General features: G+C 75.0%; 22 protein-coding genes and 1 pseudogene. 11 read left to right on the top strand and 12 right to left on the bottom strand.

Annotated features, from left to right (window positions below; genetic code table 11):
* Positions 1–166: 166 nt before the first annotated feature.
* Together ABZ719_RS16165 and ABZ719_RS16160 are read right to left on the bottom strand one after the other, a co-directional pair.
* Entirely contained in the window at positions 167–1,081 is a 915-nt protein-coding gene (locus ABZ719_RS16165) for a LysR family transcriptional regulator (protein ID WP_366725805.1), read from the bottom strand.
* A complete protein-coding gene (locus ABZ719_RS16160) occupies positions 1,078–2,877 on the bottom strand; it encodes an FUSC family protein (RefSeq protein ID WP_366725804.1) in 1,800 nt (599 codons plus the stop codon). Before ABZ719_RS16160 ends, ABZ719_RS16165 begins: the two co-directional genes overlap by 4 nt.
* A gap of 222 nt (positions 2,878–3,099) precedes the next feature.
* On the opposite strand from ABZ719_RS16160, the gene ABZ719_RS16155 reads away from it, so the two are divergent.
* From ABZ719_RS16155 to ABZ719_RS16125, 7 genes are all read left to right on the top strand, one after another.
* Positions 3,100–3,660 (top strand): quercetin 2,3-dioxygenase, encoded by a 561-nt coding sequence (locus ABZ719_RS16155; RefSeq protein ID WP_366725803.1) that lies wholly within the window; start codon positions 3,100–3,102, stop codon positions 3,658–3,660.
* Between the two features lie 5 nt (positions 3,661–3,665).
* The gene (locus tag ABZ719_RS16150; protein ID WP_366725802.1) at positions 3,666–3,947 is read left to right on the top strand and encodes a DUF1427 family protein; all 282 of its coding nucleotides are present in this window, start codon (positions 3,666–3,668) and stop codon (positions 3,945–3,947) included.
* A gap of 98 nt (positions 3,948–4,045) precedes the next feature.
* Positions 4,046–5,026: an amidohydrolase family protein gene (locus ABZ719_RS16145; RefSeq protein WP_366725892.1), complete on the top strand. Its 981-nt coding sequence runs from the start codon at positions 4,046–4,048 to the stop codon at positions 5,024–5,026.
* A 19-nt stretch (positions 5,027–5,045) separates the two neighbouring features.
* On the top strand, positions 5,046–6,032 hold the full coding sequence (locus tag ABZ719_RS16140) for an alpha/beta hydrolase (protein ID WP_366725801.1): 987 nt from the start codon (positions 5,046–5,048) through the stop codon (positions 6,030–6,032).
* Positions 6,033–6,036: 4 nt separating this feature from the next.
* On the top strand, positions 6,037–6,480 hold the full coding sequence (locus ABZ719_RS16135) for a MarR family transcriptional regulator (protein ID WP_366725800.1): 444 nt from the start codon (positions 6,037–6,039) through the stop codon (positions 6,478–6,480).
* Positions 6,481–6,647: 167 nt separating this feature from the next.
* Complete coding sequence (locus tag ABZ719_RS16130) at positions 6,648–8,225, top strand: hypothetical protein (protein WP_366725799.1); 1,578 nt, start codon at positions 6,648–6,650, stop codon at positions 8,223–8,225.
* Between the two features lie 280 nt (positions 8,226–8,505).
* The gene (locus ABZ719_RS16125; RefSeq protein WP_366725798.1) at positions 8,506–8,769 is read left to right on the top strand and encodes a hypothetical protein; all 264 of its coding nucleotides are present in this window, start codon (positions 8,506–8,508) and stop codon (positions 8,767–8,769) included.
* On the opposite strand, the gene ABZ719_RS16120 is transcribed toward ABZ719_RS16125, so the two are convergent.
* Positions 8,753–9,766, bottom strand: coding sequence for a zinc-binding dehydrogenase (locus ABZ719_RS16120; protein ID WP_366725797.1), 1,014 nt, complete (start codon positions 9,764–9,766; stop codon positions 8,753–8,755). The two genes, ABZ719_RS16125 and ABZ719_RS16120, sit on opposite strands and share 17 nt — an antisense overlap.
* A 56-nt stretch (positions 9,767–9,822) precedes the next feature.
* Here ABZ719_RS16120 and ABZ719_RS16115 point away from each other — a divergent pair, with 56 nt between their 5' ends.
* On the top strand, positions 9,823–10,083 hold the full coding sequence (locus ABZ719_RS16115; RefSeq protein ID WP_366725796.1) for a TetR-like C-terminal domain-containing protein: 261 nt from the start codon (positions 9,823–9,825) through the stop codon (positions 10,081–10,083).
* 237 nt (positions 10,084–10,320) lie between these two features.
* On the opposite strand, the gene mgrA is transcribed toward ABZ719_RS16115, so the two are convergent.
* The 8 genes and pseudogenes from mgrA to ABZ719_RS16075 form a co-directional block, all read right to left on the bottom strand.
* Positions 10,321–11,364, bottom strand: coding sequence for an L-glyceraldehyde 3-phosphate reductase (mgrA, locus tag ABZ719_RS16110; RefSeq protein WP_366725795.1), 1,044 nt, complete (start codon positions 11,362–11,364; stop codon positions 10,321–10,323).
* Between the two features lie 63 nt (positions 11,365–11,427).
* A complete protein-coding gene (locus tag ABZ719_RS16105) occupies positions 11,428–12,672 on the bottom strand; it encodes a cytochrome P450 (protein ID WP_366725794.1) in 1,245 nt (414 codons plus the stop codon).
* Positions 12,669–13,895 (bottom strand): annotated as a pseudogene (locus tag ABZ719_RS16100) (cytochrome P450). The gene ABZ719_RS16105 and the pseudogene ABZ719_RS16100 overlap by 4 nt, the downstream one beginning before the upstream one ends.
* A complete protein-coding gene (locus ABZ719_RS16095; protein WP_366725793.1) occupies positions 13,892–14,521 on the bottom strand; it encodes an ATP/GTP-binding protein in 630 nt (209 codons plus the stop codon). The pseudogene ABZ719_RS16100 and the gene ABZ719_RS16095 overlap by 4 nt, the downstream one beginning before the upstream one ends.
* Positions 14,502–14,849, bottom strand: a complete 348-nt coding sequence (locus ABZ719_RS16090) for a DUF742 domain-containing protein (RefSeq protein WP_037855135.1) — start codon at positions 14,847–14,849, stop codon at positions 14,502–14,504. Before ABZ719_RS16090 ends, ABZ719_RS16095 begins: the two co-directional genes overlap by 20 nt.
* A complete protein-coding gene (locus ABZ719_RS16085) occupies positions 14,846–15,253 on the bottom strand; it encodes a roadblock/LC7 domain-containing protein (RefSeq protein ID WP_366725792.1) in 408 nt (135 codons plus the stop codon). The genes ABZ719_RS16090 and ABZ719_RS16085 overlap by 4 nt, the downstream gene beginning before the upstream one ends.
* Positions 15,250–16,881 carry an ATP-binding protein gene (locus ABZ719_RS16080; protein ID WP_366725791.1) on the bottom strand — a complete coding sequence of 544 codons (1,632 nt, stop codon included), beginning with the start codon at positions 16,879–16,881 and terminating at the stop codon, positions 15,250–15,252. The genes ABZ719_RS16085 and ABZ719_RS16080 overlap by 4 nt, the downstream gene beginning before the upstream one ends.
* Before the next feature lie 460 nt (positions 16,882–17,341).
* Positions 17,342–18,526, bottom strand: coding sequence for a PP2C family protein-serine/threonine phosphatase (locus tag ABZ719_RS16075; protein ID WP_366725790.1), 1,185 nt, complete (start codon positions 18,524–18,526; stop codon positions 17,342–17,344).
* Positions 18,527–18,677: 151 nt separating this feature from the next.
* Between ABZ719_RS16075 and ABZ719_RS16070 the strand changes: the two genes are divergently transcribed.
* The 3 genes from ABZ719_RS16070 (at position 18,678) to ABZ719_RS16060 (ending at position 23,338) form a co-directional block, all read left to right on the top strand.
* A complete protein-coding gene (locus ABZ719_RS16070; protein ID WP_366725789.1) occupies positions 18,678–19,886 on the top strand; it encodes an EfeM/EfeO family lipoprotein in 1,209 nt (402 codons plus the stop codon).
* 206 nt (positions 19,887–20,092) lie between these two features.
* Entirely contained in the window at positions 20,093–21,316 is a 1,224-nt protein-coding gene (efeB, locus tag ABZ719_RS16065; RefSeq protein ID WP_366725891.1) for an iron uptake transporter deferrochelatase/peroxidase subunit, read from the top strand.
* Between the two features lie 174 nt (positions 21,317–21,490).
* Positions 21,491–23,338, top strand: coding sequence for an alkaline phosphatase family protein (locus ABZ719_RS16060; protein ID WP_366725788.1), 1,848 nt, complete (start codon positions 21,491–21,493; stop codon positions 23,336–23,338).
* Between the two features lie 80 nt (positions 23,339–23,418).
* On the opposite strand, the gene ABZ719_RS16055 is transcribed toward ABZ719_RS16060, so the two are convergent.
* A complete protein-coding gene (locus ABZ719_RS16055) occupies positions 23,419–24,744 on the bottom strand; it encodes a lipase family protein (RefSeq protein WP_366725787.1) in 1,326 nt (441 codons plus the stop codon).
* Between the last annotated feature and the right edge of the window lie 151 nt (positions 24,745–24,895).

The following is a 24,895-nucleotide window of genomic DNA, read 5'->3' as shown; positions in this document are numbered from 1 at the left end:
GCATGTCCGCCGCAGGGGCGGAGGCGGGGGCGGGGGCACGGACCGCGGCCGCGGGGGCGACCGGGGTGCGGACGGCGGCCGCGGCACGGACCGGGGTGCCGGCGGCGGCCGCCCCGACGCGACGGCCGGCCGGGTGGGGCGGCCGGCGCCGGGCCACGGGACGCCCTCACTTTTCCGTGCCGGCCGCGACGGCCGTCGACCGCAGCGCGTGGTCGAGGAAGCGCCGCGCCACCGGCGGCAGGGTGCGGCCGGTGAGCCGGGCGATGCCGATGTCACGGGCGCCGTGCACATCGGTGATCTCCAGGTACCGGATGGGGAAGTCCGGTGTCGCCGCCGCGTCCGGCGACGAAGGGATCAGGGACACGCCGAGGCCGGCCGCGACCAGCCCGCGCAGGGTGTGCACCTCCTCGCCCTCGAAGCCGGCCCGCGGGGCGAAACCCGCCTGACGGCACAGGGACTCGGTGACGCTGCGCAGCCCGTAGCCCGGTTTGAGCAGGATGAAGGGCTCCTCGGCGACCTCGGCAAGCCGGACCCGGCCGCGCCGGGCGAGGCGGTGCCCGGTGGGTACGGCCAGCCAGAGCGGCTCGACCAGCAGCCGCCGCCAGGTGATCAGCGGATGTTCCGGGTCCCCGCTGGTGATCACCAGGTCCGCGGTGCCGGCCAGGAGGTGCTGCACCAGGCCGTTCTCCTCGTGCTGGTGCAGTTCGAAACGGACCTGCGGGAGCGCCTCGCGGAACCCGGTGACGAGCCGGGGCACCAGCCAGGTGCCCAGCGTGTGCAGGAAGGCCAGCGACACCACGCCCGCCTCCGGGTCGACGGCCTCGGCCACCGCCCGCCGCCCGCGGTCGCAGGCGTCGAGGGCGGTGTCGACGTACTCCTTGAACACGCGCCCGGCCGGGGTCGGCCGCAGTACCCGGCCGACCCGCTGGAGCAGTTCCGCGCCCACCTCGTCCTCCAGCCGGTGCAGTGCCCGCGACAGGGCGGGCTGGGTGACACGGGCGTCGGCGGCGGCCTCCGTCACCGTGAGGCCCTCGGCCACCGCCTGGAACGCACGCAGCACCTGGAGATCCATCGTGCTCATCCTCCCATCGCACCCGCCACTGTGCAGCGAGGAGCACGGAGGGCGGAGGCGGCCGTCGCGGAACCGAGGCTGCGCGCGCTGACGGCGTCGCAGAGCCGCTCCGCCTCGGTCACGGCGTCCTCCAGGCCGGGAAGGCCGGCCGGGGCGGCCGGCCCGCGGCCGGGCCGTCCCGGCTCGAGCCGGGCGTGGGCGAGCGCCCGCCGGGCCTCGGCGAGCCGGTGGTAGGCGCCGCGGCGCAGCGCGTGCCGCTGGGCGGGTGCGGCGCCGGGGGCCAGATCCGCGTACCGGCGGGCGGCGGCCAGGGCGGCCTCGGTCCGGGCCAGGGCACGGCCCCGCGCGGAGTCCGGCCACAGCGCAAAGTGCGCGACGAGGACGACGGCCGCGGCCAGGGCGGTGTCGAGGATGCGGGCCGAGTACAGCGCCCGGTGGTCGCCGAGCAGGTCGACCAGGACGAGGACGACGGCGGTCAGAGCGGTCGTGGCGAGCGCGTAGTGGTGGCGTACTCCGACGGCCATGAGCGCGCCGAAGGCGGCCACGGCGCCGATGAGGACGTAGGTGTCGCTCGTCAGCAGCGTCACCGCGCCGATGGCGGCCACCCCGGCGACCGTTCCCGCGCAGCGGTGCAGCGCCCGGCGCAGCACGGGCCCGAAGTCGGGCTTGTACACGAAGGCCACCGTCATCGGCAGCCAGTATCCGCGCGGACCGTGCAGCAGCCCCGCGCACAGCTGGGCGACGAGCACGCACGCGGTGAGCAGCACGGCGTAGCGCACCTGGGCCGCCCGGCCGTGCCAGGGCTGCGCCGGGAGACGTGCCGCCGTCCCCTCCGCGCGGGCCGGCGGCTCGGTCTGCGCGCACAGGCCGGCGAGCGCCCGAAGTCCCGGCGAGTCCGGCCCGCCGTCCCCTCCGCACGCCGGGGCGGTGACCGGGGCCGGGACCGCGTCGGGACCCGGGGCGGGTACGGGGGCCGAACCCGGTGCGCGGGGCGCCGTCCTTCCGGCCGGCGGCAGCAGCCGGGCGGCCGTCGCCTGCGGCACCTGTACGGCCCAGTGCGGCAGCGGACGCCCCTCCCAGACCAGGGCCGAGGTCACCTCGCCGAGCCGCAGCGCCGTGTCGAAGGCGGTGCGCAGCGCGCTCAGCTCCGTACCGGGACGGACGCGGCCGGTCAGGTGGCGGCCCATCACCCGGTGGGCGTCGTCGAGGGCGGAGGTCAGCCGCCTGCGCGCGGCCTCGGCCCCGGGGGAACCCGCCGCCTCCAGTGCCTCGGCGGCGGCCCCGTACACGGCGCGGACGGCCGCCCGCTCGATGGCGTGCCGCCGCCACAGCCAGGGTGCCGTGGACAGGACGGCCACGAGGCCGACCCCGGTGAGCAGCGCGAGCGGGGCCTGCCACCAGGGGCCTGGCACCGGGATGCCGCCGCCCACGGTCGCACCGAGCAGGAGGTGCAGCCCGGCCACGGAGGCGAGCGGCCCGCGGAGGCTGACGGCGCCCGCGAGCAGGGCGACGGCGACCAGGCAGACGGTGACGGCGCCCGGCCGGCCGCTGCGCAGCGCGAGTTCACCGGCGAGCAGTCCGAGGGCGGCGGCCGCGCCCGTGCAGGCCAGCCGCCGGACCCGCAGCCGGTAGGGGTCCTCGCCGTCCTGGCTCACTCCCCACAGCGCACCGATGGCCGCGAGGACCGCGGGAACCACGTGCCCGGAGGCCACTCCGGCGAGCAGCGGCAGGGCGAGCGCGACGGCTCCCCGGGCTGCCGCCGAGACGGGCAGCGGGGTGAGCGGGACGCGGCGCGACGCCTTCATGGACCGATCGACTCCTTGCGGGCAGGGGGCAGATGTCTTGTCCTCCAGGGTCGATCACGGAGGACACATGCGTCCAATGCCTGAAGATTCAGGAAATCATGCGTCCGGCTCATGCGAGGGGGGTCAGGAGGAGAGCCGCGCGAGGGGTGGCGCCGTCGGCTATGTCAGGTAGCCTGACATGGCTGGCCGAGGCGGCCGGCCCACCCGGAAGGCAGGTGTCGCATGACCATTGAGTACGCCACGGAGTACCGGACCCGCTCCTTCATCCCGCCCGAGCCGGGCAAGCCGTATGTCATCGAGAAGGGCATGGGCGACCGGGCCCACCTGTTCGGGGATCTGGTCACGGTCTACGCGGGCGGCGAGCAGACGGAGAACACGTTCAACTTCTTCACCTGCGAGGGACCGAAGGGAGACATCATCCCGGCCCACTCGCACCCCGGCACCTACGAGGTCTTCTTCGTCACCCAGGGGGCGGTCCGGCTGTTCGTCGAGGACCTGGAGGGCGAACAGCAGGAGAAGCTGCTCACCTCCGGCGACTTCGGTTTCGTCCCGAAGAACTGCCCGCACGCCTACCGCATGGAGCGGCACCACACCCAGATCGTCGGCGTCGCCGCCGGGCCGGGCGGGACCTTCGAGCGGTTCTTCGAGAACCTGGGCACGCCCACCGACGGGCTCACGCTCCCCGCCCGGCCGTTCGTCCCCGCGCCGGAGAAGTTCGCCACCGTGCCCCAGCGGTACGACGTGACCTTCCTGCCCGACCACGAGTGGCGCACCGGGAGCTGACCGCCGTGCCCTACGTCAAGGCCCTGCCGGCCGGAGTCCTGGTCGGGGCGGCGTACACGGCGGTCCGCGTGAAGTCGCCCGCACCGCCCCTGCTCGGCCTGACCGGGCTGTCCGGCATCGTCCTGGGCGAGCGGGCCACCTGCGCGGCCCGCGCCCGGCTGCGCGCCCGGCGCGCCACGCCGGCCCCGGCCTCCGCCGCCCACCGTCCCCCGGCCGCACCGGAACAGGACGGCACCCCATGGGGACCGTTCCCGAGGAACACGAGGACCGCATCCGATGAGGAGTGACCCCCCTGCACGCTGACCGCCCCGGCACCCCCGCCGAACACCCCGGCACATCCACGGACCGTCCCCGCACACCCGCCGAACACCCCGGCCCGCTTCCCCTGAGCCCGCCGGGGGGCGCCGCCGGCCGCCCCGGGCTCGTCGACGTCCACGCTCATTTCGTCACCGGCTCCTACATCCGCCAGGCACGGGCGGCCGGTCACGAACGGCCCGACGGCGTGCCCGCCTGGCCCCACTGGTCGGCCGCCGCCCACCTGGAGCTGATGGACCGCAGCGGCATCGACACCGCCGTGCTGTCCGTCTCCTCGCCCGGCGTCTTCTTCGGCGACCCGGCGGCCGCCCGCGCACTGGCCCGCGAGGTCAACGAGGACGGCGCCCGGATCGTCCGCGACCACCCGGGGCGCTTCGGCCTGTTCGCCTCCCTGCCGCTGCCCGACACCGACGGCGCCCTCACCGAGATCGCGTACGCCTTCGACGTACTGGACGCGGACGGAGTGGTCCTGGAGACCAACGCCCACGGCGTCTACCTCGGCGATCCGCGCCTGGAGCCGGTCTTCGCGGAACTGGGCCGGCGCCGGGCCGTGGTCTTCCTCCACCCCACCTCGCCGGTCTGCTGGCAGCAGTCCGCGCTCGGCCGCCCCCGCCCCATGGTGGAGTTCGTCTTCGACACCGCCCGCACCGTCACCGACCTGCTCTTCGCGGGCACCCTGGAACGCCACCCCGGTCTCCGGGTCGTCGTCCCGCACTGCGGTGGCGCGCTGCCCGTCCTGGCCGACCGGATCAACGGGTTCATGCGGCTGTTCACGCCCGGCGACGAAGCACCGCCGGACGCCGTCGCGCAACTGCGCCGCCTGTACTACGACCTGGCGGGGCCCGCCTTCCCCCGGCAGGCGCGGGCCCTGCTGGGCCTCGCCGACCCCGGCCGGCTGCTGTACGGCAGCGACTACTGCTGGACCCCGGCCGCCGCCGCCGAGGCCCACGCCGCGTCCTTCGACACCGAGCCCGCCCCCGTGGACGGCACCACCTGGCGGACCCTGACCACGTCCAACGCGCGGACCCTGCTGCCGCGCCTGGCCCGCTGACCCAGGAGCACCACGCCCCATGCCCGACCCCGGACAGCCCACCACGCCCCCCGGCCCGCCCCGCCCGGTCGCGCCCGCCGGCCCGCCGTCCCGGCCGCCCTCCTGCGGCCGGCCCGTCTTCCCGCCGGAACTGCTCGCGCCGCCGGGCCCGGCCCGCCTGCCGCTGCCCGTGGCCGCCCGCCCCGGCCAGGGGGTGCGGCTGCTGCGCGGCGCCGTCTACGCCGTGCCCGACGGCAGCCGCCCGCTGGAGGCGGACCTGTGGCTGCCCGAAGCGGCCGCCGGTCCCGTACCCGTCGTCGTCTTCGTGCACGGCGGCGCCTGGCGCACCGGCCTGCGCGACGACCTCGGGCCCCGGTTCCGGCACTGGTCGCCCGGCCCGTTCGCCCGGCTGGTCCGGGCCGGGTTCGCCGTGGTCTGCCCCGACTACCGGCTCAGCGGCGAAGCCGTCCACCCCGCGCAACGGGACGACCTGCACACCCTCCTCGGCTGGCTGCACGGCCGGGCCGCCGACCTCGGCCTGGACACCGGCCGCACGGTGCTGTGGGGGGAGTCCGCCGGCGGCCACCTCGCCGCACTGGCCGCCCTCACCGCGCCCGGGGGCACCGCCACCGTCCGCGGCTGCGCCGTCTGGTACGCGCCCTCCGACCTCACCCGCATCTTCGAGGACCGGGCACAGGGGCCCGGCGGAGCGTCCGACCCCACCACCTTCGAGGCCCTGCTGATCGGCGAGGCGCCCGCCGCCGCACCCGCGCGGGCCCGGGACGCCGGCCCCGTCGCCCATGTCACCCCCGGCGCACCGCCGTTCCTCGTGCTGCACGGCACCGACGACACCGTCGTGCCCCGGGCCCAGGGCGAACGGCTCACGGCCGCCCTGCGCCGGGCGGGGGTACCGGTGGACTTCCGGCCGGTGCCGGGCGCCGACCACCTGTGGGTGGGCCTGGACGACGCCGGGGTGGAGCGGTGCTTCACCACCACGCTGGACTTCGCCGCGCGGTGCGTACGCTGAACCCATGAGTCATCGCGGTGCCAACCTGCCCCACCTGTTCTCCGAGGCCAGACGCTGGTTCGAGGACGCGCTCCTGGCGAGCCTGGAGGCCGCGGGGGAGCAGCCGGTCACGACGGCCCAGGCGTCCGTCTTCGCGATGCTCGACAGCGAGGGCACCACGGTGTCCGAACTCGCCCGCCGCATGGGCGTGACCCGGCAGACGGCGCACCAGGCGGCGCACGGGCTCATCGGCATGGGACTGCTCGAACAGGTCCCCGACCCGCGCTCCGCGCGCCGCCGGCTGATCCGCAGGACGGCCGAGGGGCAGCGCGTGCACGAGCGGGCCCAGGCCACCATCGACGTCGTCGAGTCGGTGCTCGCCGAACGCATCGGCGCCGCGGGGGTGCGCTCGCTGTGGCAGGGGCTGACCGCGGACTGGGGCGAACCCCCTCTGGTGGCGGCACCCTGACCGGCCCGCGGAGCGGGGCGACCCCCCTCCGGCGGAGGCACCCTGACCGGTCGTCCCGAGCCCCCGGCCGAGCCGCCGAGGGCCCAACTCCCTGTCCGTTTCCTGTGAGTTGGCCGTACACTCTCACATCGCCGACATGCGGGACGAGAGTGACGGGGGGAGCCGACATGTCCGGGGACGTTCCGGGCGCGGCCGACGCGTTCGCGGTACCACCGATGCCGCCGGGACCGCCGGCCGTACCGCCCGCCGAGCCGGACGCCGTGCGCGCGCTGGCGGTGGCACTGCTCAACCTCACCGGCCTCGGCCTGGGTTACGTGCTGCTGCGCCGCTGGATGCCGGCGGTGGGGTGCTGGGCCGCGACCGCCGTCCTGCTGGCGGTGGCACTCCCCGCCGACCCCGACGGGATGCCGTCCGCCGTGCTCGCCGGCTACGCCGTGCTCCTCGGGATCGCGGCCGCGCACGGCGCGGTCGCGGGACTGCGCACGCGGCTGTCCTGGCCCGGCCGGCCGGCCCTGGCGGCGGTCCTGGGCCTGGTGCTGCTGGCCGTGCCGGCGGGGGGCGCGGTGCTGTACGACAGGGCACGCGACGAGGCCACCGAGCGGATGCTCCTGGACCGCCTCCAAGGGGCGGACGACCTCGTCCGGGCCCGCGCGGACCAGCCGTTCGACACCGCGCGGCCCGGCTTCAGCGAGGCGCTGGGCGTCTACGCCGGCCTCGGCCGCGACCACCCGGGTTCCCGCGCGGCCCGTCGCCTGCCGGACCGGATGGCGGCCTACTACCGCACGGTCGGCGCGGCCTACGCGCAGCGCAAGTACTGCGAGGCCGTCGAACCGCTGAAGTACCTGCGGACGGTCCCCGACCGCATGCCGAAGCAGACCCTGGGCGCCCTCGCCACCTGGCCGGACGCACGGCTGGCCGACGCGCTGTACGCCTGCGGGTCCAACGAGCTGACGGGCGGCCAGGACGGCTGGACCGGGCACTTCGGTGAACTGCTCACCACCTTCCCGGACTCCGAGCAGGCCGCCCAGGCCGAGCCGGCCGTCAGGTCCACCGTGGACCGCGCGGCCAGGGACGTCCACGGTGACGAACCCTGTGCCGCGGTGCGCCGTCTGCGCGGCCTCGGCACGCAGATCCGCGGGATCGCGGCCACCGCGCCGGCCGTCGCCGACGCCCTGGTCTCCGACGCCGGGCGGGCCGGGCGCGGCGCCGACTCGGGCGCCTACGCCTGCGGCGTGCAGCAGTACCGGGACGGCGACTTCGCCGCGGCCCGCAGCAGCATGAACGACTTCGTCCGCGACCACCCCCACGACCGGAACCGGGAGAGGGCGCGCAGGATCGCCATAGCGGCGGAGATCGCGCAGACCGTCCCCGCCGCCGGGAAGCGCCTGCCGACGACGGACTCCGGCGGCAGCATCCAGGTGACGATCAAGAACGACAGTCCGGACGACATCGAGGTCCTGTACACGGGTCCGGTCACCGGCAGCGTCACGATCAAGGGCTGCGGCAGCTGCTCCGCGTACAGTTTCGGTGCCACCCTGCCCCTCGGCGGGTTCCACCCGTGCAGCGACAGCGGCAAGGACTACCCGCAGCGCACCGTCTCGCTGCCGCCCGGGACGACGTACTTCCTGCACAAGCCGCGGGGCGGCAGTGCGTCGTCCCCCGGCTCGGACACGGCCGAGCTGCGGTCCGGCTACATCTACACCGAGTGCGCCTACACCAAGCGGGGGTTCGGCGCAGGCCAGTGATCCGTGAGCCTGGCCACGCGCAGCGGCCGCACGCGGTGGGTGCGGCCGCCCCGGGGGCGGGGGCGGCGCGGCCGGGTGTGCCGCGGCGGCCCGCCGCCGGGGCGCCACGCGCGGAGGCGGCCCCGGCCGGCCGCGGCGCCGGTCCGCCGGTCCGTCACCCTCGTGCCGGGATGTCCCTCTTCCGTGGGAGCCGGGCGGGACACGCCGGCGCGGCGATCACCGCGTCTGCCAGCCTCCCTGTGCCGGGCGCAACGGCCCGGCCGACAGCAGGAGGTGGCGTTTGTCCGGTCATGTCGGGCGTATCGGCGGGCGGCAGGTGGTGGCCGTACTGGCACTGGGAGGCGGCCTGCTGCTCGGGCCGGTCCTGCCGGCCCAGGCGGGCGCGGGGGGCGCCGCCGGGGCGGGTGACGCGGGAGCCGCGCCCGCTCCCCGGGGACCCGCGCCCGCCGTCCCGGCCGACGCCCACGGCCTGACGCCGGTCCTGCCGCCCGCGCTCGGCAGGCCGGGCGGCCCCGCCGGGCGGACCGTCAGGGGCGCAGGATGAGACGCACCGGGTTGCCCTCCTTCTTCTCCAGCATCTCGACCGCGCGCGCGGCCTCGGCCAGCGGGAGCACGCCGCTGACGGACGCGGAGAAGTCCAGCCGGCCGCCCTGGACCAGGCGCAGCAGCTGCGGGAGGGCCACCGGCATGTCGGACCCGTAGTGGCCGAGGATCCGCTGCTGGAGATAGCTGAAGCGGGTGCCGTCGCCGACGCTGAGCGGCTTGTCGGTCAGGCCGACCAGGACGAGCCGTCCCCGGGGCGCCAGTACGGACAGGGCCTGCTCGCGCACGGCGGGGACACCGGCGAAGTCGAAGGCCGCCGCGACGCCCGCCCCGCCGGTGGCCGCGCGGATCCGGGCGCGCAGTTCGGGGTCGGCCGCGTCCAGCGCGAGGTCGGCCCCGGCGGCCAGGGCGCGCTCCCTGGCGACGGGGTTGGGGTCGACCGCGACGACCGGGTACGCGCCCACGGCGCGCAGCAACTGCACCGCGTGCACCCCGAGACCGCCCACGCCCCACACGCCGACCGCCTCGGCCGGGCGTACCGCACCGGTGACGGTGATCGCCCCCCACGGCGTGGACACGGCGTCGGGGATGATCGCGCCCTGCTCGAAGGGGATGGTGCCGGGCAGCGGCGTCAGCGCGTCGGCCGAGGACAGCGCGTACTCGGCCCAGCCGCCGTCGTAGTCCACTCCCCGGGTGCAGGTGACGCCGTCGCGCGTCTCCCCGGCGTACAGCACGACCCGCTCACCGGTCGTCCACCGGGTCACCCCCGCGCCGGTCCCCGCGATCGTGCCCGCCACCTCGTGGCCCAGGGTCACGGTGTCGCCCCGCAGGAGCAGCGGGCTGAGCGTGCCGTCGATCAGGTGCACGTCGGACAGGCACACCCCGGCCGCCTCCACCTTCACCAGCACCTCGCCCGGGCCGGGCTCGGGGCGGGGCACCTCCTCGAGCCGCAGGGTGCGGCTCGGCACGTGCAGACGGGCGGCGAGCATCCGGTCCATGGGCGGTGACCTCCTCGGTACGGGCGACCGGCATTCCTATCGCAGGTCACCTTGCATTGCAACGCGCAGCCGTCATGGTCCGGAGCGGCGTCGCGAGGGGGGAACCGGCCGCCGGGACCGACCCGGGCCTGCTCGTCGAGGCCGTCAGCGGGCCGCTGTTCACACGCGTGCTGCTCAGCGGCGCCCCGCTGGACGCCGCGTACGTGGGCCGGCTGGTCGCCCTCGCCCTGGGCGGCGCGCGGCCCCGGCCGCGGCCGGCACCGGGGCGCCGGCCGGCGGCGTCCGCGCGTCCGGGTGAACCGGGGCGCGCCCCGTGAGGCGGCGCCGGCCGGTCTCGGCTACCGTTGGGACCGGCGGACAAAAGGGGCGCCGGCTCCCGTTTTGTTCGCAGCTCTGAGACGAGCAGGCCGCCGGAACGCGCAACTCCCGGCGCCCGTCCGTGCGTTGGTGGTCCAAGGAAAGACACCCCGCTTCCCGCGGGGAGATGCAGGTGCAAGGCCTGCCCAACGCTCCTGGGAGAAGGCCCCCGCCCCGGCGGGGGCCTTCGCCGTGCTTCAGGAAAGCGTGCCGGTGCGGGCCTCGCGCCACAGGTCCACGCCGCCGTCGGTGGCGTACTCGTCGATCTCCGCCAGCTCCTCGTCGCTGAAGTCCATGTTCTCCAGCGCGGCCACGTTCTGCTCCAGCTGGCCGACCCGCGAGGCGCCGATGACCAGGGAGGTGACCCGCTCGTCGCGCAGCGCCCAGGCGAGCGCCATCTGGGCGAGGCTCTGCCCGCGGCGCGCCGCGAGGCCGTTGAGGGCGCGCAGCCGGCGCAGCATGTCCTCCGACAGCCATGCCGCGTCGAACGACGTGCCCCGCGCGGCCCGCGAGTCCTCGGGGACGCCGTCGAGGTAGCGGCCGGTCAGCAGCCCCTGGGCCAGGGCGGTGAAGCCGATGACCCCGAAGCCCTCCTCCCGGGCGGCGTCCAGCAGGCCCTCCGTCTCGATCCAGCGGTTCACCATGCTGTACGACGGCTGGTGGATGAGGAGCGGGGTGCCCAGCTCGCGCAGGATCGCGGCGGCCTGCCGGGTGCGCTCGGCGTCGTAGGAGGAGATGCCCACGTACAGGGCCTTGCCCTGGCGGACGGCGGTGTCCAGGGCGCCCATCGTCTCCTCCAGCGGCGTGCTCGCGTCCAGCCGGTGGGAGTAGAAGATGTCGACGTACTCCAGGCCCGTCCGCTTCAGCGACTGGTCCAGCGAGGCGAGCAGGTACTTGCGGGAGCCGCCGCCCTGCCCGTAGGGGCCCGGCCACATGTCCCAGCCGGCCTTGGTGGAGACCACCAGCTCGTCCCGGTAGGGCGCGAGGTCCTGCCGCATCAGGCGGCCGAAGTTGGTCTCGGCCGCACCGTAGGGCGGCCCGTAGTTGTTCGCCAGGTCGTGGTGGGTGATACCGAGGTCGAAGGCGCGCAGGGCGATCTCGCGCTGCGTCTCGAACGGCCGGTCGTCACCGAAGTTGTGCCAGTAGCCGAGGGACAGGACGGGCAGGTCGAGCCCCGAGCGTCCGGTGCGCCGGTAACGCATCGTGCCGTTGTAGCGCTCGGGGTCCGCGACATGGGTCATCGGGTGTTTCTCCGGGTGGTGCGGTGACGTGCGTCCCGCCGGGGCCGGCGGGACGCCCCCACCCTACGAGCCCAGCCGGACCGGCAGCTCGAACAGGTCGTTCTGGGTCACCACCGGCTTGTTGCGCAGCTCGGACGCCGGCACCGCCAGCTCCAGGCGCGGGAAACGGGCGTACAGCGCGGGCAGCGCGACACCGGCCTCCAGACGGGAGAGCGCCGCACCGGGGCAGACGTGCGGGCCGTGGCCGAAGGAGATGTGGCGCGTGGCGGACTCGCGGGTGATGTCGAAGTCGCCGGCGCTCGGCCCGTGCGCCTGCTCGTCGCGGCCTATCGCGCCGTAGGAGACGATCAGCGCGTCCCCGGCGGGGATCACCTTGTCGCCGACCGGCACGTCCTCGGTCGCGAACCGGATCAGGACGTGCGAGGTGGGCGTCGAGTAGCGCAGGGTCTCCTCGATCACCGCCGACCAGCCGGCCCGGCCCGACAGCACCAGCGCGCGCTGTCCGGGATGCGTGGAGAGGTTGACCACCGCGTTGACGATGAGCGAGATGGTCGTCTCGTGACCGGCCGCCACCATCAGCTGGAGGGTGGAGACGATCTCCTCGTCGGTGAGGCGGTCGCCGTCCTCGGACGCCAGGATCAGGGCGCTGGTGAGGTCGTCGCCCGGCGCCGCACGCTTGGCGGCCACCGTCTCGCCCATCAGGCGCGCCAGTTCGGTCAGCGTCGCGACGACCTCGTCGGGCGGGGTCTGCGTGGAGAAGAACTTCTCGAAGAGCACCTTCAGCCGGGGCAGCAGGGCCGTCTCGATGCCCATCAGGTCAGCGACGACGTACATCGGCAGCGGGTGGGCGAAGGCGGCCTTCAGGTCGACCGTCCCGCCGTCCGCGGGCAGTTCGTCGAGCAGGTCCTGGGTGAGCTTCTCGATGCGCTCGCGCATCCGCTCCACCCGCCGCGGGGTGAGCGCCTGCGCCACCAGCGTGCGCAGCCGGCGGTGCTCGGCGCCGTCCACGGTGAGCATCGAACGGCCCGGGTTGGCCAGGCCGATCAGCGGCCAGTCGGCGGGGATCTCCCCTCGCCGCCAGGCGCCCCACACCTCGATGTCCTTCACCAGACGCGGGTCGGTGAGCAGGGCCCTGGCCTCGGCGTGGCGGGTGACGGCCCACACCGGGACACCGCCGGGGAGTTCGACGGCGGCCAGCGGACCGGCGGCGCGCAGCCGGGCGCTCTCCCCGTCCAGGTCGGTGACGAAGGGGTCGAGGGCGATGCGCGTGCTGTCGGTGCCTGTCGCTTCTTCGGTGCCGGTCGTCATCTTGACGTGCCTCCCAGGGCAGGGGTCGGAGTGAACCGCACGGGCAACTCGGTCAGCCCCCGCAACCAGGGCGAGGGACGACGGGTGAGGGATGCGGCGGGCACCGTCAGGTCGATGTCCGGCAGCCGGTCCAGCACCACCTCGATGCCCGTCCGCGCGATCACCTCGGCGACCTCCTGCGCGGGGAACGGGCAGCGGTGCTCGCCGTGGCCGAAGGAGAAGTGGGCGTTGTTGCCGCCGGTGAGCTCCGAACCGTGGGTGCGCACCTGGGGATCGGAGTTGGCGCCCTGCAGACCGAGCAGCAGCAGGTCGCCGGCGCGGACCCGGCGCCCGCCGAGCTGGGTGTCGCGGGTGGCCCAGCGCCCGGCCACGTTCTGCGTGGGCGTGTCCTCCCACAGCACCTCGTTCATCGCCTCGGCGACGCTGTTGCGCCCGCCGAACAGGGAGGCGGCGAACCGCTCGTCGGTCAGCATCAGACGCAGCGAGTTGCCGATCCAGTCGGCGGTCGGCTGGTGACCGGCCGCCATCATCACCATCAGGTCCTGCGCGACCTCCTCCTCGCTGAACCCGCCGGTGTCGGCGAGCATCCGCGAGGCCACGTCATCGGCGGGCCGCTCCCGCCGCTCGGCGAGCAGGGCGGCCATGGAACGGGCCAGGTGCGTCTGGCCCGCGATCGCCCGCTCCCGCCCGTCGATCATGTCGTTCAGCGCGGTGACGAGGGCCGGGCCCTCCTCGTCGGGGAACCCGTAGAGGCGGGCCAGGACCCGGACGGGCAGCAGCATCGCGTAGTCGGCGATCAGATCGGCGACGCCCTCGGCGCACACCGCGTCGATCAGCTCGTCGGCGAACCGCTCGCAGTGGCGGCGCAGTTCGGAGGGCTCGACGGCCTCCAGCGCGTTGCTGATCATCGCGGCGCGCTCGCGGTGGCGCTCACCGACCGTGTAGAGGATCGAGGGCTGCTTGCGGCCGATCATGGGCAGCAGCGGCCAGTCGGCGGGGATGTTCTCCCACTAATTCCACAGGTCGGAGTCCCGGCTGAACAGCACCGGGTCACCGGTCACCTGGTGCAGTTCGCGGTAGCCCAGCACCAGCCAGGCCGGGACGTCCCCGTCGAGCAGCACCGGTGTCACGGCGCCGTGGTCGCGCCGCATCTCCCGGTACAGGACGGCGGGTTCGGTCTGGAACCGGGGGCCGCTGAGCGGGACGGCGTCGGGGGTCGTCACACGAACTCCTGTCGGGGCAGGGCCGCCGGCCCGGCGGCCTGTCCGGCGTAGTGGTCCTTGAGGTGCTGCACGAGGGTGATCAGCACCTGCTTGCTGGACTCCCGGGAGCGGGCGTCGCAGTCCACCAGCGGCACCTGCGGATCCAGGTCGAGCGCGTCGCGGATCTCGGCGTGCGGGTGGGCGGGCCCGCCGAAGTCGTTGCAGGCCACGATGAACGGGGTGCCGTGGTGCTCCAGCCGGTCGATGGCGTACCAGGAGTCGCCGATCCGGCGGGTGTCGACGAGCACCACCGCACCCAGCGTCCCGGAGAACAGCCGGTCCCACAGGAACCAGAACCGCTCCTGCCCGGGCGCGCCGAACAGGTACAGCACGTTGTGCGCGTCCAGTGTGATGCGGCCGAAGTCGAAGGCGACGGTCGTGGCGGTCTTGCCGCGCACCCCGCTGACGTCGTCGATCGCCTCGCCCGCCTGCGTCATGGTCTCCTCGGTGTTGAGGGGACGTATCTCGCTGACCGAGCGGACCAGGGTGGTCTTGCCGACGCCGAAACCGCCCACGACCACGATCTTCAGACCGTTGTCGGCGGAGGCACCCAACGGGGTGCGGGCGTCAGAGGTTGCGGAGTCCAACGAGCACCTGCTCCAGGATGTCGGGGTCGTAAACGGCGGCCTTGCGCGGATGGCGGGCACTGACGCGGCCCGCGGCCAGCAGGTCGCACAGCAGCACCTTGGTGATGCTCACGGGCAGCCGCAGTTCGGCGGCGATCTCCACCACGGCCGTGGGGGACTCGGCCAGCCGCAGGATCGCGGCGTGCTCCGACTGCATCCCCGGCGCCGGCTGCGACTCCGCCACGACCAGGGTGACCAGGTCGAAGGGGTTGTCGGGGCCGGAGCTGGTGCGCCCGCCGGTGATGGTGTACAGGCGGTCCGGGGCGTCGTCCCTGCCGGGCCTGCTCATGACGTGCGGGGCCGGGCGGTCAGGTACTCGCCGAGCTGCTCCACCAGCTCGCTCATGTTGTGCCCGACGAGTCCGGCGTCGGCGTCCTCGGTGGTGACGACCGCCAGATGAGCGCCCTCACCGGCCTCCACGATGAACAGCACACCGCCGTAGAACTCGGTCATCGCCGAGCGCACGCCCCCGCTGCCGTCACCGAACTCGGCGGACGCGCCGTGGGAGAGCGACTGGATGCCGGCGGCGATCGCCGCGAGCTGGTCGGCCTGGTCGACCGTCAGCTCGGGAGTGCGGCACAGCTTCAGCCCGTCGCGGGACAGCACGAGCGCGTGCCGCGCGCCCGGGGTCCGCTCCAACAGGCCCTCCAGGAGCCAGGTGAGCTGGTCGTCGGCGGTGGTCTGGCCGGTCATGAAGTGGGGTCGCCTTCCGGGTGCGCGGTGGGGTGGGACGGGGAGCCGGCCGGTGCGGCCGGGGCGTCGGCGTCGCCCTGGGCGGACGACGGCCCGGTGGTCGGGTCGGGCGGCGTGGCGGCGGCCGCCGCGCCGGTGTTCGCGCGCACGGCCTGCCGGAAGCTGCTGAAGCGGGCGACGCGGGCCTTGGCGTCCTCGGCGGCGGGCGCGGGCCGCGGGGCCGGGGCGCCGGACGCCGAGCGGGCCCGCTCGGCCTCGGCCAGGGTGCGGCCCCTGCGCCGCTTGGGCAGTCCCGCGACGGGCCGCTCGGCCGTCTCGCCGTCCGTGCCGTCGGGCACGCTCTCGTGCACGGGCGCGGGGCCGCCGGAACCGCCGGCGGGCGCGGCGGCCCGGGTTCCGGCGGGCAGCGCCCGCCGGCCGTCCTGGACGGTGTCCCCGGTGTCCTCGCGGGTGTCCAGCGCCGGGGGGCCCGCGGGCCGCGCGGAGGAGGCGACGGGGCTGGTGAGAATCTCCTGGGGGACGAGCATCAGCACCCCCGTGCCGCCCCGCGCGGACGGCCGGAAGGACACCTTGAGGCCGTACTTGCGGGCCAGACGGCCCACGACGGCGAGCCCGAGCCGGGTGCCGGTGAGGCCGCCCAGCTCCGAGACGTCGCCCGAGACGGCCTGCTCGGCACGGCGCAGCTGGATCTCGCCCATCACCAGGCCGCTGTCCTCCACGGAGAGGATGACCCCGGCGGGCACCTCCTCGACGTAGACGTGCACCTCGGACGTCGGCGGGGAGAAGTTGGCGGCGTTGTCGAGGAGTTCGGCGAGCGCGTGCATCACACCCTCGGCGGCGTGCCCCGCGACCGCGGTCTCGCTCGTCGCGTGGACCCGCACCCGGCGGTAGGCGCTGATGCGGCCCAGCGCGCCGCGCAGGATCGACTCCATCGCGATGGGCCGCGCCCAGCGGCGCCCCGAACGGGCACCGGTGAGCACGGCGACCGAGTCGGCGAGACGGCCGGCCTGCGCCGTACGGTGGTCCAGGTGGAGCAGGTCGGCGAGGACCTCCTCGTCCGAGTGGCGCTCCTCCATGGCCCGCAGGTCGGCGAGCATGGCGGTGGTCAGCGCCTGCATGCGGCCGGCCGCGTTGGAGGTCGCGGAGATCGCCGCGTCCCGGGCCCGGCCGGCCCGCTCCAGCTCGCCGCGCAGCCGGGCGTTCTCCTGCTGGAGGCGGTCGGCCTCCCGCGCGGCGGCGTCTTCGAGCCGGGCCCGTTCGTGCGCGAAGGACTGCGCGAACTCGGCGCGCTGGCGGGCCAGTTCGTCGACGAGGTGCTGCCGTTCGCGCTGCGCCTCCTCCACCACCCGGTAGCGCTCCTGGGCCAGGCGCTCGACGTCCTGGGTCGCGGTGTGCAGCCGGCGCCGGGCGATCCGCGCGGTCTGCGCAGCGCGTACGGCCAGGAACACGGCGACCACCAGGACGACGGCCGCCGCGCCCGCCCCCCAGGCGAGCGGGGTGCGTACCGAGGCGGGCGCCGCCGAGACCGCTCCCGCGACCGCGGCGACGGACACGACGGCGGTGAGCGCGGGAAGGGGGAGGAGCTTGCGGACGGTGGGTCGCTCGCCGTGAGGCGTGGGCGCGGTCATCAATCGGGTCCTCGGGCGGCCGCCGCTCGGTCGAGAGCGGCCCTCGGTCGGGTCCTTGGGCAGGGCCTGGCTGGTGGCAGGTGACACGTGAGGTCAACTGTCGGTCACTATACGAGCTTTGGTGATCATATTGGAAAGGGCCGGTTCGATCGCCTGCACGAGCGGGCAGTTCTGCCGGACCAGGAGACGGTCCGGCGGGGCCACCGCGCCCGGTCCGTTCCTCTGGGCCCGGCTCCGGTGCGTCACGTCCGCCGGGCTCCGGTGCGTCACGGTTGCCGGCTCCGGCCATGCAAGACGCCCGCCCGGCTCGGAACGCCCGCCCGGCTCGGAACGCCCGCGCCGGCTCGGGCGGATGTCCGCTCCGGCCCGTGAGAACGCCCGCTGGACTCCCGAGGGTGCCGGCTCAGGTCCGCCCGGCTCAGGCGCGTGCGGCGGGTGCGCCGGTTCCGGTCCGCCGGGGTCAGGCGCGTGCGGCGGGTGCGCCGTCCGGGCAGGCGCCGCGCAGGGCGCGGGCGACGCGGGAGCCGGCAGGCGCGGACGGCACCCGGCGGACCGCCACCAGGGCGACGTCGTCACCGAGGCGCCCGCCGGTGTGCGCGAGCAGATCGCGCCGGAGGTGGTCGAGCAGCACGCCGGGGGCGCAGCCGGCCCACCGCGAGGTGCGTTCCGCCAGCGGGTAGAAGACGCCGTTGCGGTCGCGCGCCTCGATGACGCCGTCGGTGTACAGCAGCAGGGTGTCGCCGGCACCGAAGGGCAGCTCGTCGACGGTGGAGCCGTCGGCGTCGGTCAGCCCGACCCCGAGCGGGGGAGCGGGATCGAGGTCCGCGACGCCGACGTGCCCCTCGTCCCGCCCGAGCAGCAGCGGCGCCACATGGCCGCAACTGGTCATCCGCACGACCGGTTCGTCGTCGGGGACCTCCAGCAGCAGCGCGGTCACGAAGCGTTCCCCGGACTCCTCCTCCGGTTCGAAGTCGGTGAGGTACCGGATGACGCTGCGCTCCAGGGACGCGGCGAGCGAGGGGAGGGCGGTGTCGTGGTGGGCGGCCTCACGGAACGCTCCGAGCACCAGGGCCGCCTCCCCGACCGCGGGCAGGCCCTTGCCGCGCACGTCACCGATGAGCAGCCGGGCGCCCCGCCCGGTCCGGGCGGCGGCGTACAGATCGCCCCCGATCGACGCCTCGTCCTCCGCGGCCAGGTACAGGCAGGCCAGTTCCAAGGACCCCAGCCGGTCCGGGAGCGGCCACAGCAGGACGCGCTGCGCGGCCTCGGCGACCGAACGGACCTGCGCCAGTTCGCGGCGGCGCCGGTCGCGGACCACGGACAGCGCCACGATCAGCGCGGACAGCACCACCAGCGAGATCACCTGCACGATCACGTTCCGCGACAGGAGCGTGTGGGTGTGCCAGCCGATGAACGCCTGCGCCGCCACCGACAGCGCCCCCACGCACCCCGTCGTCCACGGCCCCTCGGCCCACGCGGTGATCGCGGGAGCGATCACCAGGAGCGGCCCGAGGTGGATGTCGGTGGGGGTCACGATGTCGGACACGGTGATGAGGAGGACGAGCACGGCCGCGACGAGCAGCAGCACATGTCCCGGCTGCCCCGGCTGCCCGCGACCGCTGAAGCCTCCTCGCCCGGCACTCACGCCTCCACAGTGCACCGCGGCGACACGCCCGCGCACCTCGGGAAACCCGCGGGTACCGGTTTTCCCGGCCGTCTGCCAGGGTGGTGGCCGTCGTCCGGCATGATGCGGTCCCGGACGCGATCACGCGGGGTTCGACCTGGGGAGGACCGGAATGCGGGTGCCCGGCTCGGGCGTACGACGGCTCAGGCCGGTCGCCGCGATCGGGACGGCGCTGCTGCTGGCACTGGTGCTCGGGGTCGCCGGGGTGCTGGCGTTCACTCGGGCGTCCGGCCGCACGGGCGCCGCGGCCGGCACGGTGGCGCACACCGCCGTCGAGGTGTCGGCCGGCCGCTGCGGACGGGGCTGGGACGAGCCGGTGCCCGGCCTGCGCGTCTTCGACCTCCACAACGTCTCCGACCGGGCCGTCGAGGTCTACCTGGAGGATCCGGGCACCCACGCCGTGTACGGGGAGGTCGAGGGCATCGGCCCCGGCACCACCCGGCCCCTGACCGTCCGCGTCGGCAAGGGCGCGTACGTGTTCCGGTGCGTGCCCGAGGACGCCGACGCGGTGACCGGACCGACGGTCCGGGTCGGCCGCGGGGCCCGCGGCCCGGCCGCGGCGGCGGTCACCCAGCACGACCTGATCCCCCCGGCGATCGACTACCAGAAGTGGGTGGCGGGCGGGCTGGACGAAGCGGTGCGGCTGACCGGCCGGCTGCGGGACGCCATCGACGGCGGCGACCTCGGCGGGGCCCGTACGGCCTGGCTGCCGGCGCACCTGCAGTACGAGCGGCTCGGAGCGGCCTACGACGCCTTCGGCGACGCCGACGCCCGGATCAACGGCACCGACGCCGGACTGCCCGGCGGCGTCCACGACCCGTCCTTCACCGGCTTCCACCGGATCGAGTACGGGCTGTGGCACGGCGAGCGCGCGCGGACCCTGCGGGCCCCGGCGGCTGCCCTGGTACGGGCGCTCACCGCGCTGCGCGACACCTGGTCCCAGGCCCGCATGGACCCCGCCCAGCTCGGCCTGCGGGCGCACGAGATCCTGGAGAACACCGTCCAGTTCGAGCTGACCGGCCGCACCGACTACGGCAGCGGCACCAGCCTCGCCACCGCCCGCGCCAACCTCGACGGCACCCGCGCCGTCCTGTCCCGGCTGCGCCCGCTGCTCGCCACCCGCTACGCCGCTCTGCCGGAGCTGGACCGCGTGACGGAACGCGCCCGGACCCTCCTCGACGGCCTGCGGCACGGGGAGCGGTGGACGCCTCTGGACCGGCTGAGCCGCACGCAGCGGGAGCGGACCGACGCCGTGCTGGGTGACCTGGTGGAGCGGCTGGCCTCCGTGGCCACACTCTGCGACCCCCGGAGGACGTCGTGAGCCCGGCCGGACACCCGGGAGGCGAGCGGGTGCCACGGGGGCGGGCGGAGCAGGCGCGGGGACGGGACGGGAGCGAGGAGGCACGGGTGGTGTCCGAGAGACGGGGCGAGGACGAGCGGGACAGGGACGGGAGGGCCGCACCGGCTCGCGAGGCGGCCGGCCGCGGTCCCGCGGTGCCGGCCGGGCCTGCGGCCGCCCGGGGCGGTGTGGCCCGGCGGCGGTTTTTGCGGGGAGCGGCCCTGGCCGGCGCCGGACTCGCCTCCGGGGGCGCGGCGGCGTCCGGCACCGGCGCGGACCTCGCCGCCGGGCCGGCCGGGCCCGCGTTGCCCGCCGTCGTCCCCTTCCACGGCCCGCACCAGCAGTCGGTGCTCGCCGCCCCCCGCCGCACCACCGTCTTCGTGGCCTTCGACGTCACCGCCGCCGGCCGCGGGGAGCTGACCGACCTCCTGCGCACCCTGACCGGCCGCGCCCGCTTCCTGGCCTGTGGCGGTACGCCCGAGCCGGCCGGCATCACCGGGCCGCCCGCCGACTCCGGGATCCTGGGCGGCCGGCTGCCCTCCGGTGCGCTGGGCGTGACCGTCGGCGTCGGTGCCGCGCTCTTCGACGACCGTTTCGGCCTGAGCGCCCTGCGCCCCCGCCGGCTCACGGCCATGCCGTCCTTCCCCGACGACGACCTCAGACCCGACTGGTGCCACGGCGACCTCAGCCTGCACCTGCACGCCGACGACCCGGACACCGTCCTGCACGCGCTGCGGGACATCGCCCGGCACACCCGCGGCGGCCTCCAGGTGCGCTGGCGGCTGGACGGCTTCTCCTCACCGCCCCGCCCGGCCGGCACCCCGCGCAACCTGATGGGCTTCAAGGACGGCACGGCCAACCCGGACGCGGGTGACGTCCGGGAGATGGACCGCCTGGTCTGGGTGGGCAGGGGCGGCGGTGAACCGGCCTGGGCGACCGGAGGCAGTTACCAGGTGGTCCGGCTGATCCGGATGCTGGTGGAGTTCTGGGACCGGGTCTCCCTCACCGAGCAGGAGCGCATGTTCGGCCGGGCCCGGGAGTCCGGCGCGCCCCTGGACGGCGACCTCGAGCACGACACACCGCACTACGCCGACGACCCCAAGGGCGACGTCATCCCGCTGGACGCGCACATCCGCCGCGCCAACCCGCGCACGGCCGCCACCGAGGACCAGCGCATCCTGCGCCGCGCCTACAACTACGACCGCGGCATGGACACCAACGGCAACCTCGACATGGGCCTGCTCTTCTGCTGCTACCAGCAGGACCTCGCCCGCCAGTTCGAGACCGTGCAGAAGCGCCTGGAGGGCGAGCCGCTCACCGACTACATCAAGCCGTTCGGCGGCGGGTACTTCTTCGCCCTGCCCGGCGTCCGTGACGCGCAGGACTGGTACGGACGTGCACTCCTGAGCTGATCCCTGATCGATTAGGCGTGATTTGCTCCCCCGTTCGGTCAATACACGGTCAAGAATTGACTCGGATTGCCTGACCCGGTGTTCATCCGGGCGTCATCATGGCCCCTCCGCCGGGCCGGCGGCGCGTCCCGGCCCGTAGACCGCAGCACGATCCTGCCCGGAAGGTGGACCCACATGGCCAGCAGGGGAAGACGAGCAACGACGCGGAGGCTGGGGGCGCTGGCCGGCGCCGCGGCGCTCACCGTCCTGGGCGCGGCCGCCCCCGGCTGGGCCGCCGGGCACGGCGGGCACGGCGGGCCCGGAGCGACCGCGACCCCCATCGAGCACGTCGTCGTCCTCTTCGACGAGAACATCTCCTTCGACCACTACTTCGCCACCTACCCGAAGGCCGCCAACACCGACGGCACGAAGTTCACCGCGTCGAGGAAGACCCCGAAGGACATCGACACCCTGGCGCACGCCGGGCTGCTGGAGAACAACCCCAACCAGTACGCCCCCAAGCGGCTCACCCCGCAGCAGGCCGTGACCTGCGACCAGAACCACTCCTACGGGCCCGAGCAGTACGCCTACAACGGCGGCAGGGCCGACCAGTTCGTGCAGAACACCGAGGTCGGCAAGTGCAGCGGCGGCCTGTTCGGCGAGCCGGGCCTGGTCATGGACTACTACGACGGCAACACCGTCACCGCCATGTGGAACTACGCCCAGCACTACGCCCTGAGCGACCGCTCCTTCGGCTCGAACTACGGCCCCTCCACACCCGGCGCCATCAACCTGGTCTCCGGCCAGACGCACGGCATCATCTCCGTCGACCCGGCCTCCGGCACCGAGAACCCGAAGCAGACGTCCACGCCCGACCCGTACACCGTCAAGTCGCCCGACGCGAACGGCGTCGGCACGATGATCAACGACCCGGACCCCGCCTTCGACGACTGCTCCGGCAAGAACCACACCAGCCGCAACGCGCTCGCGGTGATGAAGGGCCGCAACATCGGCGACCTCCTCAACCGGCGGCACGTCAGCTGGGGCTGGTTCCAGGGCGGCTTCCGGCCCACCACCGCGTGGAGCGGCGAGCAGGGCGAGTACGCCAGGTGCGAGACGGCGCACGCCAACGTCGGCGGCGCCCAGGTCGTCGACTACAGCCCGCACCACAACCCGTTCGCGTACTACAGGTCGACGGCCAACCCGCACCACCTGCCGCCCAGGGACGTCGCCGAGATCGGCCACGACGGGCGCGCCAACCACAACTACGACCTGACCGACTTCTCCGCCGCGCTGAAGGCGGGCAGGCTCCCGGCCGTCAGCTTCGTCAAGGCCCCCTCCTACCAGGACGGCCACGCCGGGTACTCGGACCCCATCGACGAACAGCACTTCCTGGTCGACCAGATCAACGCCGTCCAGAGTTCGCCGCAGTGGAAGTCCACCGCGATCGTCATCGCCTACGACGACTCCGACGGCTGGTACGACCACGCCTACGCCCAGGTGCGCAACGGCTCGACGGACACCTCGGTCGGCTCCAACGGCAAGGCCACCGACAGCCCCGCCTGCCAGGCCGGCCCCAAGGCGGCCGGCGGCTACCAGGACCGGTGCGGCCCCGGCACGCGCCAGCCGCTGCTGGTCATCTCCCCGTACAGCACGGTCAACAAGGTCGACCACACCCAGACCGACCAGGCGTCGATCATCCGCTTCATCGAGGACAACTGGCACACCGGGCGCATCGGTGACCACTCCTTCGACGCGACCGCGGGCCCGCTGACCGGCATGTTCGACTTCCGTCACCCCAACCGCAAACAGGTGCTGCTGAACCGCGACGGCTCGGTCAGGTCGGTCGGACCGATCCGCTCCGTGGCGCCCGTGAAGACGTCCATCACCCCCGGCCCGGCCTTCGAGAGCGCGGCCGCGACCACCGACACCGGCCCCTCCTCCACGGTGCTGGCGGTGGGCGTCGGCGCGGGCGCGCTGCTGGCGGCCGGTGCCACGGGCACGTACCTCACCTGGCGCCGCAGGAGCCGCGGCGCCCTGTGACCCGCGCGCGGTGCCCGCACGGGCCGGGCCGCCCCGTCGAGACGACGGGGCGGCCCGGCCCGTCGCGAGTGCGGGGCCGGTCAGGGCTGTACGGGCAGCGTGAGGCAGTTGGACGGGGCCGGCTTGCCGGACAGGCGGTCGGTGAGCCAGGAGACCGCGGTGCCCTGGTCGGCGAGCAGCGGCCCGAAGTGGTTGAGCAGGGGGCTGACGACGTCCGGCAGGACGACCGGCGCGTAGCTGACGTCGGCGCCCTTGCGGCACCAGTCGACGGCGAGCTGCCGTGCCTGGCCGTGCGGCACGAGGTCGTCGCTGACGCCGGTGGCCACCCGCACCGGCCCGGCCGGCTTCAGCCTGCCGATGCGCTGGGTGTCGAGGAAGGCCTTGAGCGTGGGATCGGCGCCGATGATGTCGCTCAGGGACTGCCCGTCGGTGGTCCACTTGCTGCTCCTGGCGTAGCCGTAGCGCAGGATCGCGTCGCCCACGCACATGGTCGACAGATCGGCCAGGGCGGCCTTCCCGGCGGCGTTGAGGTGGGCCTCGGCGATCGGGCGCAGCTCCGGGTCGGTCTGCAGGAAGCCGTTGAGCGACCAGCCGAGGGCGCCGGCCAGTTCACTGCCGTCGATGCCCTCGGTGACCTCGGTCAGGTCGGCGGGCGGTGCGCCGGCGTAGGTGCCGGCGAGCGGGACGTCGGGGGCGTAGGAGGGCTGCAGTTCGGCGGCGGCCGCGGTCGCTCCGCCGCCCTGGCTGTAACCGAAGAGCCCCACGCGTGAGGCGGCGGTGACCGAGGCCCCATGGACGGTGCGGGCGGCGCGGGCGGCGTCGAGGACGGCGTGGGCGCCGTCGACGCGGTTGACGTAGGTGTGCAGCCGGTCCGTGGCGCCCAGGCCGACGTAGTCGGTGACGACGACCGCGGTGCCCTGGGCGAGCAGCCGGTAGACGGACAGGTCCTCGTAGCCGACCGACACGGTCTGGCCGTTGAGGGACAGGGGGTGTTCCAGGCCGAGCGAGGCCGCGCACTGGTCGCCCTGGCCCATCGTGCCCGGCGCGACGACGACCAGCGGGCGCGCCCCGGCGCCCGTCCAGCGTGCCGTGGGCTCGATGTAGGCACCGGTCACGGCGACGGGCGCGCCGTTCGCGTCGGTCGACTTGTACATCAGGCGGGTGGCCCGGCCCGGCAGCGGGCCGTGCAGGCTGGGCAGGCTCAGGGCGAGCGGCAGCGGTTCGCTGCGGACGAGGGTGCCGTCGGCGGCGGGCAGCTGGGCGGGCGGGTCGTAGAACTCGGGGATCGTGACGCCGCGGGAGACCACGGGGGCGGAGCCGGTGGCCGCGGCGGCCGGAAGCGCCTGGACGCCGAGGCACGAGGCGGCGGCGAGGGCCACGGCGAGCAGCCGTCTGGACGCGGGCATGGGGAACCTCCTGGGGTGAGGCCGGGCACGCGGGCGGAGAACAGTGAACGTGACCGTACCCACCCGCTGTTACCGCCGGTAGCGGGCGACAGGTTACGGTTCAGTAACTTGACTCGGCGTCTAATAGCGCGCCGCCGGGGTCACCGCGCGT

Source organism: Streptomyces sp. NPDC006743 (assembly GCF_040703815.1).
Lineage (GTDB): Bacteria > Actinomycetota > Actinomycetes > Streptomycetales > Streptomycetaceae > Streptomyces.
Note: the sequence above shows the minus strand (reverse complement) of the source record. Positions and strands in the feature narration are given on the sequence as shown.